This is a genomic window from Wolbachia endosymbiont of Menacanthus eurysternus (genome assembly GCA_029715105.1).
Taxonomy (GTDB): Bacteria; Pseudomonadota; Alphaproteobacteria; order Rickettsiales; family Anaplasmataceae; genus Wolbachia.
Genome location: CP085695.1, coordinates 515,439 through 528,373, shown reverse-complemented (window position 1 = coordinate 528,373; position 12,935 = coordinate 515,439). Strand labels below are relative to the sequence as shown.

Annotated in this window: 15 protein-coding genes, 1 tRNA gene and 1 other RNA gene; 11 read left to right on the top strand and 6 right to left on the bottom strand. The window is 30.8% G+C overall.

Annotation, left to right across the window (positions count from 1 at the left end):
• Positions 1-62: 62 nt before the first annotated feature.
• From LJI21_02200 to LJI21_02175, 6 genes are all read right to left on the bottom strand, one after another.
• The gene (locus LJI21_02200) at positions 63-764 is read right to left on the bottom strand and encodes a P44/Msp2 family outer membrane protein (protein WFW29573.1); all 702 of its coding nucleotides are present in this window, start codon (positions 762-764) and stop codon (positions 63-65) included.
• Between the two features lie 273 nt (positions 765-1,037).
• Positions 1,038-1,373, bottom strand: coding sequence for a YbaB/EbfC family nucleoid-associated protein (locus LJI21_02195; protein ID WFW29572.1), 336 nt, complete (start codon positions 1,371-1,373; stop codon positions 1,038-1,040).
• Between the two features lie 14 nt (positions 1,374-1,387).
• Positions 1,388-2,878 (bottom strand): DNA polymerase III subunit gamma/tau, encoded by a 1,491-nt coding sequence (gene dnaX / locus LJI21_02190; protein WFW29571.1) that lies wholly within the window; start codon positions 2,876-2,878, stop codon positions 1,388-1,390.
• A 20-nt stretch (positions 2,879-2,898) separates the two neighbouring features.
• An RNA gene (gene ffs, locus LJI21_02185) (signal recognition particle sRNA small type) lies at positions 2,899-2,996 on the bottom strand.
• Positions 2,997-3,331: 335 nt separating this feature from the next.
• Positions 3,332-4,060 carry a DsbA family protein gene (locus tag LJI21_02180; protein ID WFW29570.1) on the bottom strand — a complete coding sequence of 243 codons (729 nt, stop codon included), beginning with the start codon at positions 4,058-4,060 and terminating at the stop codon, positions 3,332-3,334.
• A gap of 32 nt (positions 4,061-4,092) precedes the next feature.
• Positions 4,093-4,593, bottom strand: a complete 501-nt coding sequence (locus tag LJI21_02175) for a type II toxin-antitoxin system RatA family toxin (protein ID WFW29569.1) — start codon at positions 4,591-4,593, stop codon at positions 4,093-4,095.
• Positions 4,594-5,344: 751 nt separating this feature from the next.
• On the opposite strand from LJI21_02175, the gene LJI21_02170 reads away from it, so the two are divergent.
• From LJI21_02170 to rplJ, 11 genes are all read left to right on the top strand, one after another.
• Positions 5,345-6,496 (top strand): aspartate kinase, encoded by a 1,152-nt coding sequence (locus LJI21_02170; GenBank protein ID WFW29568.1) that lies wholly within the window; start codon positions 5,345-5,347, stop codon positions 6,494-6,496.
• A gap of 286 nt (positions 6,497-6,782) precedes the next feature.
• Positions 6,783-7,157 (top strand): 30S ribosomal protein S12, encoded by a 375-nt coding sequence (rpsL, locus tag LJI21_02165; protein WFW29567.1) that lies wholly within the window; start codon positions 6,783-6,785, stop codon positions 7,155-7,157.
• Between the two features lie 4 nt (positions 7,158-7,161).
• Positions 7,162-7,644 carry a 30S ribosomal protein S7 gene (gene rpsG / locus LJI21_02160; GenBank protein ID WFW29566.1) on the top strand — a complete coding sequence of 161 codons (483 nt, stop codon included), beginning with the start codon at positions 7,162-7,164 and terminating at the stop codon, positions 7,642-7,644.
• An 11-nt stretch (positions 7,645-7,655) separates the two neighbouring features.
• Positions 7,656-9,713: an elongation factor G gene (gene fusA / locus LJI21_02155; GenBank protein ID WFW29565.1), complete on the top strand. Its 2,058-nt coding sequence runs from the start codon at positions 7,656-7,658 to the stop codon at positions 9,711-9,713.
• A gap of 133 nt (positions 9,714-9,846) precedes the next feature.
• The gene (locus LJI21_02150) at positions 9,847-10,038 is read left to right on the top strand and encodes a hypothetical protein (GenBank protein WFW29564.1); all 192 of its coding nucleotides are present in this window, start codon (positions 9,847-9,849) and stop codon (positions 10,036-10,038) included.
• A gap of 90 nt (positions 10,039-10,128) precedes the next feature.
• Positions 10,129-10,201 (top strand) — tRNA-Trp (locus LJI21_02145).
• A 22-nt stretch (positions 10,202-10,223) separates the two neighbouring features.
• Positions 10,224-10,424, top strand: a complete 201-nt coding sequence (gene secE / locus LJI21_02140; GenBank protein WFW29970.1) for a preprotein translocase subunit SecE — start codon at positions 10,224-10,226, stop codon at positions 10,422-10,424.
• Entirely contained in the window at positions 10,414-11,250 is an 837-nt protein-coding gene (gene nusG, locus LJI21_02135) for a transcription termination/antitermination protein NusG (protein WFW29563.1), read from the top strand. The genes secE and nusG overlap by 11 nt, the downstream gene beginning before the upstream one ends.
• A 5-nt stretch (positions 11,251-11,255) precedes the next feature.
• Positions 11,256-11,693, top strand: coding sequence for a 50S ribosomal protein L11 (locus LJI21_02130; protein ID WFW29562.1), 438 nt, complete (start codon positions 11,256-11,258; stop codon positions 11,691-11,693).
• Positions 11,694-11,716: 23 nt separating this feature from the next.
• Positions 11,717-12,373, top strand: coding sequence for a 50S ribosomal protein L1 (rplA, locus tag LJI21_02125; protein ID WFW29561.1), 657 nt, complete (start codon positions 11,717-11,719; stop codon positions 12,371-12,373).
• Between the two features lie 11 nt (positions 12,374-12,384).
• Positions 12,385-12,927: a 50S ribosomal protein L10 gene (rplJ, locus tag LJI21_02120; protein WFW29560.1), complete on the top strand. Its 543-nt coding sequence runs from the start codon at positions 12,385-12,387 to the stop codon at positions 12,925-12,927.
• The last annotated feature ends 8 nt before the right edge of the window (positions 12,928-12,935 follow it).

Below are 12,935 nucleotides of genomic sequence, written 5' to 3'. Positions count from 1 at the left end.
CAGAAAGAGGATACTATAATTCGATATTAGTACCAATTTAGAGATACAAAATAATTTATTATTTAGAAATTGAATATTATTCCAGTTTCTGCACCGACAGTATTATAAAGAATTCTATATGCATCTTTAATAATTTTTATTCCTTTTTCATCTTCGCTTTTATCGAATTTAGCACCATAAGAACCAAAATAGCGAGCTCCAGCGAAAAGCTTAACTTCTGGAGTTGTGTCATAGCTGACACCAGCTTTTGCTTGGTAGGCAAAACCAAATCCGTATTTTTGATCTGTGATAACTCCATCCATCATAGGATTATTAAGATATGCTATACCCAATCCAACACCAACATACGGAGTAACAGGGATATCCTCAATTTCTATATCATAATAAACGTTAATTAACCCTGAAAATACGGTTAAATTATCTGTAATCTTTGAAACAGACATTGTATCATCATTAATTTCACTTTTGTATAGTTGTGAATAGAGTCCTTCAATATCGACTCTGATGTCGTCCATCTTGTAACCAAATGCTGTACTTCCTGCTATAAAAGAGGCTTTTAAATAGTCTCTTTGACTTTCTTCTTTCTTGAGCTCAACACCACGAACTTCTGTTTTAAAAGGTAAAAATTCATTATTGTATTGCATGCGAATATAATAATTTGCTTCCTCGTCAATTATTGAATCAATGGAATCTGAAAAAGCGGCGTTTGACAGGCTTAGCAATGCTACTAAAGCTGTTGATGAAAAAAACTTTTTATAATGCATAATTGCCCCCGTTAATAAAATTTTACTTTAGCAATCTAAGTAAAAACCAAAGCTAAGTCAAGTATTAACTTACGGCGATAATATATAACATAAAATGTTAAATGTTTGATATTTGGACCTTCTCTTTTACTCTTACTCTAGATTTATATATATTGTCATATCAAATTTTGATTGTCTCCATTTTAGATATTTCTCATTAACTTTGGATTTATTCTTCCGCTTTGGAATACAATTTATCTAACAAACATAGAAATTTTATTTACAGGAATTCTCTTAGAAAGGAAGTTTAAATCCAGGTGGTAATCCAATCATATTTGCTAGATCAGAAGTTGCATTTGCCATATCTTCTTCTGCTTTTTTAGTTGCATCATTAAATGCTGCTATTATTAAATCTTCTATTATATCTTTCTCTTCATTTTTTATAAGTTCTGAATCTATGTTTACTTTTTTAGCTTTATAGCTACCTATTTTTATAACTTCTACTAGTACAGAAACTTTTCCACCTCCGGAGATACCTTGAAATTTTTTTCCAATGTATTTTCCTTGAGTTTCCGTAAGCTTTCTTTGCATTTCTTGCGCTTGTTTCATTATTTGATTGAAATCTACCACTTTATTATTACTCCTCAATTTTCATTGTCTTCAACATTAATTACTTTTGCACCTTTAAAGGTGTTAAGTATATCATTAATGATAGGTGCATTTGAACTATCCATCTCTTTTGTGCAGACTTGATCGATTGTAATAATCCATTTCAGTTGAGTTACATGATTTAAGTAATTTTTTAATTTACTACAAAAATCATTATTTAATTGAGACATTGCTTTTAATTTTAGATATCCGTTCTTGCAGTCCACCAATTGTAGATTATTGCATAACTGTTTGTAAAGATAAATTTGCTTATCTTGTTGTAATAATTGCAAAATTTTATCAAAATTATAATTTTTTTGCTCTTTGTTGCTTTTTATATTACAAACGTTTTTTTGTATATGTTGTGTATTTTGTATAAAAACTTTTTTAATTACCTTCTCCAAAGAAGGTAAGTCAGAAAGATAGCATAGATTAATTAATATCATTTCAGCGGCAACGTCATTGCATGTTGATATTTTTATATCATGAATTCCATTGAGTAATACTTTCCATAGCCTTGAATAAAAGATCAAAGATTTTTTTATGCTTAGATTCTTTATTTTATCTTTTTCATAATCTGTAATTGAAATGTTAATTTCCTTTGTTATTATATAACGACACACTAGTTGAATTGTTTGTAATAGGCCTTCAAAAATATTAAGAGGATCCGTTGATTTTACTGTTTTGTCGAATATTAGTAGAGCATTTTGTAGATCTCCGTCTACTATTATTTCTAATAAATTGAATACAATATCTGTGTCTATTATGTTAAGTGTCTCTATTACATTTTTGATAGATATTGTACTACCTTTACTATATAAAACTACTTGATCCATTAGGAATAGAGCGTTACGTAATGAACTGTTACAATGGCGTGCAATTAATTCAGATACACCATTCTCGATGAGGTAGTTTTCTTTTTTAGCAATATCATTCAACCGTTTTACTATTTTAATAGAAGGGATATTATGTAAATTGAATTTTTGACAACGCGCAATAATGGTTATTGGTATTTTTTTTATTTCTGTAGTTGCTAAAATAAATTTTACATTGTGTGGTGGTTCTTCTAAGGTTTTAAGTAATGCATTAAATGCATTATTAGATAACATATGCACTTCATCTATAATGTAAATTTTAAATTTAGAATTTATGGATGAATAGCAGATGTTTTCTAAAATTATTTTGATATCCTCAATGCTAGTATGACTCGCTGCGTCAATTTCTATTACATCTGGGTGATTCGAATTTTTTATTGCTAGACAATTTTTACATGATCCACAGGGATTAGAAGTTGGTCCGAAGGAGCAATTTAAACACAGAGCTATTATTCTTGCTGTAGTAGTTTTACCAACTCCGCTATTACCAAACAGCAGTATGGATTGTGGTATCTTGTTAAGAGAGAAAGAGTTTTTTAATATACGGACTAGTACATCTTGACCTATTAAATCTTCGAAATTGTCCGGGCGATATTTTAGTGCTAAGTTCACAATAATGTTGTGTAATTATATAGTGTAGAGAGACATGCAACCCAAAATGTATTCTGATGTGGCTGCTTCATTTCTGATCTGACCAGATTACAGAGTTTTTGCCCGCACGCTCTCCCTAGTTTGCTAGGATATATACTTTTTTTTTTATTAGCAAGAATTTAATTTCAGTTCAATATAAGGAATTTTAACGAGAAGAATTAAAATTTTGTGTATTGTGTGTTATACAATAAAAACTATAAATAGGAATTCAGCTTGATAAAGCTCGAAACTTATAAAGTTGCTCTAACTCTACTGGGAGAGATTTTAAAAGTAATTTGCTATATGCTTTATATGTGGCAAGAAAGGTTTCTAAGAGTAGAAGGTACATATATAAATATAATAATTAACACTAGAAGTTTTTTATAAATATAAAATAAATAGAAGAAATATAGGAAGGGTGGTTTGTTAGATACTTTATTTCACGGTTTTTTCATATAATCTATCGATTATATCGGTAAAGTATTCTAATGTTCTATATCCTTCGTGTTTTATTTTGTCGTGTTCTATATTTGTATCTGCATACAAATTGTTATTGAATTTTATAAAAAACATTGGGGTAGCTGTAACGCCGAGTTTATTTATCGCAAGAGATTTATCGTTAATAATTTTATTAAATACTTCTTTATTTTTTTCTTCATCAATACACCTGTTAAAAATGTCATGCTTTAAGTTACTTAATGAAGCAATTTTTTGTAGTACAGTTAAATCGCTTAAGTCAGAATAATTCCATAAGTCTATCGAATTAAAAACGGCTTTATTAAAATTAAAATAATCCTCTTCATTTTTATAACAAAAACTCAACATTGCAGCTTTTAAACCCCTATAATCCAATGGAAAATGACGATATATATACAATATTTTACCAGTATCTATATATTTTTTTTTAATTGCAGGAAAGACATCTCTATGGAATAGAGAACAATGATAGCAGGTGAGCGAAGCATATTCTATCATTAAGATTGGAGCTTCTAGATTTCCCAATAATTTATCGTCAGGTAATGGTGATAGTAATTTTTCTGTTGTTATTTCTTCAATAACTTCTTGAGTGCATTGTTTTTTAGATAGATCCTCTTTCTTAATATCAGTGTAAGAATTAGCACTTATAAAGATAGAGATAAGTAAAATTGATAACTTGAAAAACATTTTATAAGAACTTTTATTAATTATTAGGGTAACTAATCTATATTGATGATGTCAAGCTTGCTTTCATTACATTTATCACTTGAAGCAAGTTTCTTGATTCTTTTTTCAAAAGCATCAATTATTCTATTTTGTACGTATTTATATACTAAGCTTAATATAGTTGAAAGCGAATTAGATTTAAATTTAAATTCTATATAAAATTTTACTACAGTAGTGTTTTTATTCATAGGAATGAATTTCCATTCGTTGTATAAGTATTTGAATATTCCGTTTGTCGATGTAACTTTTATCCAGCATTCATTTATTTTATTTGGAGGAAGAAAAGTTATATTTGATGTGTACTTTTTTTTAAAGTTATAGAAAGTTATTACAAGATCTACAATTATTTGATCATCAACTTTTTTTTTTATATGGACAGCTTTACACCAAGGGAGAAAATCAGGATACTTTTCAATATCAATTACAATTTGAAATATTTTATCAAGTGGACAGGATAATGTGCTTTGTTTTTTGTATCTATGTAGTGTTATCATATATATTACTAATATATTGCTATAATAATACCCATCTCATAATATTAAAAGTCATAAGTTTGCCAGTAGTAAAGAAGGTTAACTAAATTAAAAAGGATCTGTATCTACCGTTAGTTCTAGTAGATTTTCTACGAGACTTCGAAGTTAAGGTGGGCATTACATACTAATTCAAAAAAATTAACAGAGGTAATTCCCTTGATCAAAAATTATCACTCGGAAAAGTTCACTTAACTATAACGTGTAGAACAGAACCTTATGCTGAATTATATTCATAATGTGAACTGTGTCTATATATAAAAAACTAAAATTTAAAAATAAAAATAAATATAAACTGTAGTAATTGTAAATAACATCTATGGGGATTTGTAAAACTTTATTTTATTTGTGTTGCCATTGTAATTTTTGTACACTTTAATTGTATTTTAGTAGTAATTTCTTTTCTTTATATAGATCTAAGCGTTTAATGTTTCGGAACGTTAATAAAAAATAGGATTATAGAGCGGACTTTGATTTATAAAAGACTGGAATTTTGATTTAACCGTTAAATTTTTTAGAGTTTAGTTTAAGAAAGCCATAAATATGCGAATATTTTAGGAGAACTATGTATAAAATTTTACTTTTGTTGAGTTTTAATTAAATTTGTTGAAATGATTATAACTTGATAAGTTATTGTAGTATCGAATTTGATTCTGTGTGTATAAAGATAAATTAGTTTTTAAAAATTTTTGATATTGATTAGTAGAATTTAACTATGAGTAATACTAATATAATCATAAAGAAATTTGGTGGAACATCATTGACCGATTTAAATCGAGTTGCAAATTTAATAAAGAAAGACGTTGAGAAGGGTTGTAGTGTAATTGTTGTTGTATCTGCAATTGCAGATTTTACTAATCAAATGACTTTTCAAGTTAGAAAAATTTCAAATTTATGTTGTAAACAAGAATTATCTGAATGCGACGTTATACTTTCAGCTGGAGAACAAATCTCTTGTGGTATGTTGGCAATCACACTCCGGTCTATTGGGGTAAATGCCAAATCTTGGCTTGCTTGGCAATTACCTATTATAACTGATGATTTTTATTCAAAGTCTAAAATAAAAACGATAGAAGTTGATAAATTAAAAAGGTCTCTTGAAGAGGGGTATACTGTAGCTATTGTTGCAGGCTTTCAAGGTGTATTTAATGGTAGAATAACTACTTTCGGAAGAGGGGGCTCTGATATATCAGCAGTTGCATTAGCGGTAGCTTTTAAAGTTAAAGTTTGTGAAATTTTTACTGATATTGATGGAATATATACAGCTGATCCAAAAATTGTTCCGAAGGCACGTAAGCTAAAATTTATTTCCTATGATGAAATGTTAGAAATGTCATCATCTGGTGCAAAAATATTACATAGTCGTTCTGTACAGCTTGCAATGAGACACAATATTAAGATACAAGTGTTATCTACCTTTAGAGAGACAGAAGGAACCGTGGTGCTGTGTAAAAAAGATATATTAGAGAAATATATAATTACTGGAATAACTTGTAGCGCTAATAAATCCCTTATAACCTTTGCTAGTATTTCGGATAATTTGCGTGTTTTAAGAGATATTATAAGAGCAAATATTAAAATCGATATGATACACGGATCTAGTATTATAATTTCCGAATTTGATATTGTTTTGGTAGAGAATTTATTGAGTGGAAGTTATATTATAAATAATAATGTAGCTAAAATTTCAGTGATTGGTATTGGTATTATATCTGATGTTGAGGTAATGCGTCGTATATTTACGGTTTTGAGCAAAAAAAAAGTGGAAGTATTTGCTATTACAGCATCTGAAATTAAAATTAGTGTAATAGTTCACAGAGAATATGCTGAAATTTTAGTTAGGGATTTACATACAGAGTTAGTATAGATGATGGAGTTTTTGATTTTATAATTTTTTATATATACTATTGCAAATGAACTATTACAAATGACATGATTAATAATCAAATGTATTGCGTGTGTGTAGGATATTTTATTTGGCGGGCGTTTTGTTTATTGAATAAATTTTTTACATAAACTTTGATTGGTGTTCTTTAATGGAATGGTAGTATTTCGCTAATTTATGGGTTATAGTTATGATATTTTATATTGACTATTAGGGTTTTATTGTTTATTATCGTAGATATGGTAGTTGATTTATTAAAGTTTTGTTAATGCCTACAATAAATCAGTTAGTGAGAATGGGTAGGTTAAGGTTGCCCTATAAGAAAAAAGTGCCTGCTCTTGGAGATAGAAATCCTCAAAGAAGGGGTGTCTGTACGAAGGTGTATACCACAACTCCCAGGAAGCCTAATTCCGCGTTGCGCAAGGTAGCAAGGGTGAGGATTAGTGGATATGGCGAAGTAACGGCTTATATACCTGGTGAGGGTCATAATTTGCAAGAACATTCTGTTGTTTTAATACGTGGCGGTAGAGTTAAGGACTTACCTGGTGTGCGCTATCACATGATAAGAGGTGCTCTTGATTTGCAGGGTGTTCAAAATCGTAGAAAGGCCCGTTCAAAATATGGTGTAAAGAAGTCTAGTTAGCATAATGGCTCGTCGTAGTAAAGCAAAAAGGAGAGAGGTAGTTCCTGATTCGCGTTATGGTAGTGTTCTATTGATGCGTTTTATTAATGTGGTTATGAGGTGCGGTAAGAAGTCTGTTGCTGAAAGGATTGTGTATTATGCCTTGTCTTTAATTGAAAAGAAAATGATAAATGAAAGTGGAGTATCAGTTTTTGAAAAAGCAGTGGAAAATGTTACTCCTTCCGTGGAAGTGCGTTCTCGCCGTGTTGGTGGGGCAACTTATCAAGTGCCCTGTGAGGTTAGAAGAAATAGGGCAATTTCTTTAGCGTTAAGGTGGATTGTTAAAGCTGCTTCTATTTCGAGGAAGAAAAGTGCTAAAACTTCTTCTGATTGTCTTCAATCTGAAATAATAGATGCCTATAATAGGCGGGGTGGTGCATTTAAGATGTATGAAGAAAAATACAAAATGGCCGAAGCTAACAGAGCGTTTTCTCATCTTCGTTTTTAGTATTTGTGTTTATGAAAGTATCTCAGTATAGAAATATAGGTATAATGGCTCATATAGATGCTGGTAAGACTACCACAACTGAACGTATTTTATTCTATACTGGCAAACAGAATAGAATTGGTGAAGTGCATGATGGTTCGGCGTTTATGGATTGGATGGATCAGGAGAAAGAGCGTGGTATCACGATTACGTCTGCTGCTACTACTTGCTTTTGGAATGATCATAGAATTAATATTATTGATACACCAGGGCATGTTGACTTTACTGTTGAAGTTGAAAGATCATTACGGGTTTTGGATGGGGCTGTAGCTGTATTTGATGGAGTTGCGGGGGTTGAGCCTCAGTCTGAAACTGTTTGGCATCAGGCTGATAAGTACAATATTCCTCGTATTTGTTTTATTAATAAAATGGATAGGGTGGGAGCTGATTTTTATGGATGTGTTGATATGATTAAAAATAAGTTGGGAGCAGAACCTTTAGTTATTCAGCTTCCAATAGGAAGTGAAAGAGGTTTTAAGGGGGTAGTTGATCTTATTTTTATGAGGGCTGTTATATGGAAAGAAGAGGCGTTAGGAACTTTATTTTTTTATGAAGATATTCCTTCTAGTTTGTTTGGTAAAGTTCAAAAATATAGAAATCTTTTATTGGATACTGTTGCTGGAATTGATGAAAGAGCAATGGATGTTTATTTTGAATCTAACGATTTACCTGTAGACATATTAAAAAAATGTGTTAGGAGGGGGGTTATTAATAGTATGTTTGTTCCTGTATTATGTGGATCCGCTTTTAAAAATAAAGGGATTCAGCTACTTTTGGATGGTATAGTGGATTTTTTGCCTTCTCCTCTTGATATTTGTGAAATTGTTGGAACAGATCCTAGGGATTTGGAAAAAAAGATTATAATTAAACCTTCTGAGCAAGAAAAATTTGTTGCTCTTGCATTTAAGGTTATGACAGATAAGTTTGTAGGTAGTTTGACGTTTATTCGTGTTTATTCAGGTAGATTAAGATCTAGGTCAACTTTGTTGAATGCGGTAAGAAATGAGACTGAAGGAGTTGGTAGAATGCTACTTATGCATGCAAATAATAGAGAAGATATAAATGAAGCTAAAGTTGGAGATATAGTTGCATTAGTTGGATTAAAAAAAACGGTTACTGGTGATACTTTATGTTCTCAGGATTTTCCTGTATTATTAGAGCGTATAGAGTTTCCGGAACCTGTTATTGAAATTGCTGTAGAACCTAAAATTTCTTCTGATCAGGAAAAATTAGGTATTGCTTTGGCTAGATTGGTTGCAGAAGATCCGTCTTTAAAAAGATCGGTAAATTCGGAGAATGGCCAGACTATATTGAGAGGCATGGGTGAATTACATCTTGAAATTGTTACAGATAGAGTGAAGCGTGAGTTTAATATTGATGTTAATGTTGGTATGCCTAAAGTCGCATATCGTGAAACTATTACCAAATCTGTTGAAGTTGATTATACTCATAAAAAACAGTCTGGTGGTGCTGGTCAATTTGCTAGAGTAAAGATTTTGTTTGAGCCTCTTGAAGCTGGTTCTGGGTTTCAGTTTAAAAGTAAGATTGTAGGTGGTGCGATTCCAAAAGAATATATACCGGGTGTGCAAAATGGATTGGAGTTAGTAAGAGAAGGGGGGATAGTTTCTGGTTTTCCAGTTGTTGATTTTAGAGCTACCCTTGTTGATGGTTCCTTTCATGAAGTTGACTCAAGTCCTTTGGCTTTTGAATTAGCAGCAAAAGGTGCTTTTAAAGAAATGGCAAACAAGGCTGGTCCGAAGATGTTAGAACCTATAATGAAAGTTGAAATTGTTACCCCTGAAGAGTATATGGGTGGTATTGTGGGTGATATAAATGGTAGAAGGGGACAAATTCTAACTATAGAAACGTGTTGTAATAATAGTGCTATAATTTCTGCTTTAATACCTCTTGCTAGTATGTTTGGTTATGTAAATGTTTTGCGTTCTGTATCTAAGGGAAGAGCTCAATATAATATGCGTTTTTCTCGTTATGAACAAGTTCCTCAGTATGTGTTTAACGAGTTAAGGTAAATTATTAGGAAAAGGATGGAATTACGTAGTAGAAAAGTGAGTTTTTATTGTGTAAAGGTTATACTAAGGAAGCGTTGTTTAATAAATAAAAATAAAGAAAATAATATGGAAAGAAATTAAGGTTTTGTAGAGAGTGACTGCATTAGTTTGCGAATTAACATCTCTTTTGTTGATTGTTATAACTGGAAAATTAATTAAGAAGTGCTGGTGTAACGAAGGTGGAATTATGGGTGCCGAGAACAAGTGGGGGGTTAACAAGAAGAGAATAAGCAGGAGATTATGTTTCTTAGTAGGCTGTTTAATTTTAGTTAATTCTAGTAATTAATTTTATGTTGTATTCGGAATTTGAGATAGCTGTTTAGCAGTAAAAGTGGTAAATTAAAATAGTGAGTGAGTTTGTGTATAGGTGATTTATAGGAGTGTAGCTCAATCGGTAGAGCACTGGTCTCCAAAACCAGAGGTTGTAGGTTCAATTCCTATTGCTCCTGCGCGTTATTTATAGTGATAGCAATGTTAAAAAATTTTGGTGTGTTTTTATATGATATTAAGCAAGAAATACGTAGAGTTGCTTGGTTGAAGAAGCAAGAGATATTGTCATCTTTATTTATTGTGATGGTTGTTATGTTATGCTTTTCGATTTTTTTTTATTTAGTGGATTTTATACTTCTTTATGTGATTAAGGCTTTATACGGAATTGTTTATGGAATATAAATGGTATATTATTAAAATTAGTTACGGATGTGAGTGGCATATGCGTGAGTTAGTAAATCGTGCTATTTATTTTAAAGAAGTATTCATTCCTTATCAGACAATAAGTAATTCGAAATCTGATGTAAATATGGGAGATTTATGTCAGGTATATGTATATATGCATTTATGTAATGAGAGTAGAGATATTTTAAATAAAATACCTGGATTCTATAACGATGAGTCTGGTGATTTTGAGGTGGTTTTAAATGATGAAATGCTTCTGAAGCGTAAAGAGTTTGATAAATATAAGTGGTATATTTTAAGAGTTGCTTCTAATTATGAGGAAAAGGTACGTCAATATGTGTTAGAGAATTCTGTTAGGTTAGGAGTTAGAAACTATTTCAAAGAAGTTTTTATTCCTTACGAAGAACCTAGTGAATCAGGATTAAGATCTAAAAAAATTATTACGCGAAGGAAGTGTTTTCCTGGTTATCTGTTTTTATATGTGAATTTATGCGATGAAGTATTAAATTTTATTAATGGTATACCAAAATCTCTTAAAGTTTATGGATTTTTAAAAGATGGTAGTCTTCCTAAGGAGATTTCAGATAGTGAAATTCGATCGATGTGTAGTGCACTTTATAATGCTCAAGAGATAAAAAAATTGAGTTGTGGTTATGAAAAAGGAGAGAAGGTAAAAATCAATGATGGTCTTTTTCAGAATTTTACTGGTAAAGTTGATATGATCGATGATGATAAAAAAGTTGTTAATGTAGAGGTGTTAATTTTGGGTAAACCAACAATAATAGAGTTAGATTTGGCTCAAGTAGAAAAAGTAGAGGATTAAATTTTATGGGTGATACTATAGTTGCTAAAATTAACTTATTAATAGAAGCTGGAAAAGCGGCTCCTGGACCTAAAATTGCTTCTGTTCTTGGCCCACGTGGTATACCTATTCCTAGGTTTTGTGAGGCCTTTAACAAAATGACTAGCATTTCCAATGCTAATTATAAGGTAGGTGATTTGGTGACAGTACGAATTTTTATAAAAGACGATCGTTCCCATAATTTTACTATTAGTGGTCCTCCAGTTGCTTATTTGCTTAAGCAAGAAGCTAAGTTAGATAAAGGTTCTGGTAGTGCAGGTAAGGAATTAGTGGCGAAGTTGTCTATGTCTGCTATAATTAGAATAGCGAAACGTAAAATGATTGATATGAAAGTTGATAATGAGAGTTCTGCTGTAAAAATGGTTGTAGGTACTGCAAGATCCATGGGTATAGAAGTTTTATAGTTTATAAAAGGGTTAGATGTACAATGAATATGTATCACGATAATTTAAGGCAATGTTTAGAAAAGGTTATTAAATTTGCTTCGGCGCGATTTGATGAATCGGTTGATATTGTAGTTAATTTAGGCGTAGATTCACGTAAATCTGAAGAACAGTTGCGTGGTACAGTGATTTTGCCTAAGGGTATTGGGAAAAATATCAAAGTAGCTGTTTTTGCTGGAGATAGGTATTTATTAGAAGCTAAGAAGGTTGGTGCTGATATTTTAGGTGGAGAAGATCTTATTGAGGAAATAAGGAATGGTAGAAAATTAGATGTTGATTGGTGTATTGCTACTCCTGATTTTATGACAAAAATTGCTCCTATTGCTAAAATATTGGGTTCTAAAGGATTGATTCCAAATTCCAAATTTGGTACTGTAACTTTTGAGGTTGCAGAAGCTATAAGAGTTATTAAATCTGGTCAAATAAAGTTTAGAACAGATAAAAACGGTATTATTCATAGTAAATTAGGAAGTGTTAAGTTTAGTGTTGATGATTTACTGGAAAATTTAAGAGCTTTTCTTGTGGCTATTAAAAATATCAAGCCTCCTTCTTTCAGGGGAGTTTATTTTAAAAGTGTTTTTTTGAATTCAACTATGGGGAAAGCTTATAAAGTAGTAAATAAAATAGAAGATATAATTTAGGAGTTAGTGTTATGGATCGTAAAAAAAAAGATGATTTTGTGCAAAATATAATGGATGTATTTATGAATAATAATTTTTTGATATTAGTAAATTTTAAGTTTATGAGTGCTGGCGATTTGCTAACTATAAGGAGCGATTTGAGAGCTATAGCAGGTGGTGGGATGCTAGTGGTTAAAAATACTTTAGTACGTTTGGCATTAAAAAAAATTAATAAATATTCTTGTTTATTAGATAAATTTTTTGGTCCTGTTGCTGTTATATATTCTAGCGCTAGTACTTTAGTAGAGACATTAAAGTTGGTAGTCAATTTTATTGATACCAATAAAAGAAAAATGTCTTTGATTTGTGTAATTTATCTAAATCAGTTACTTTCCGTGGAAGATATTAATGAGCTAGTTAAGTTGCCTTCTTTGGGTGAATTACGCATTAAAATTATATATTTAATAGTGTCTTGTATTCTTGTTAGGTTAGGATTAACAATTAGATTACCTTTCATAAAACTTGCAAGAATATTAGATTCTTATAATTCTAAGAATAATTTGATTGTTAAGTAAGGTTTGTA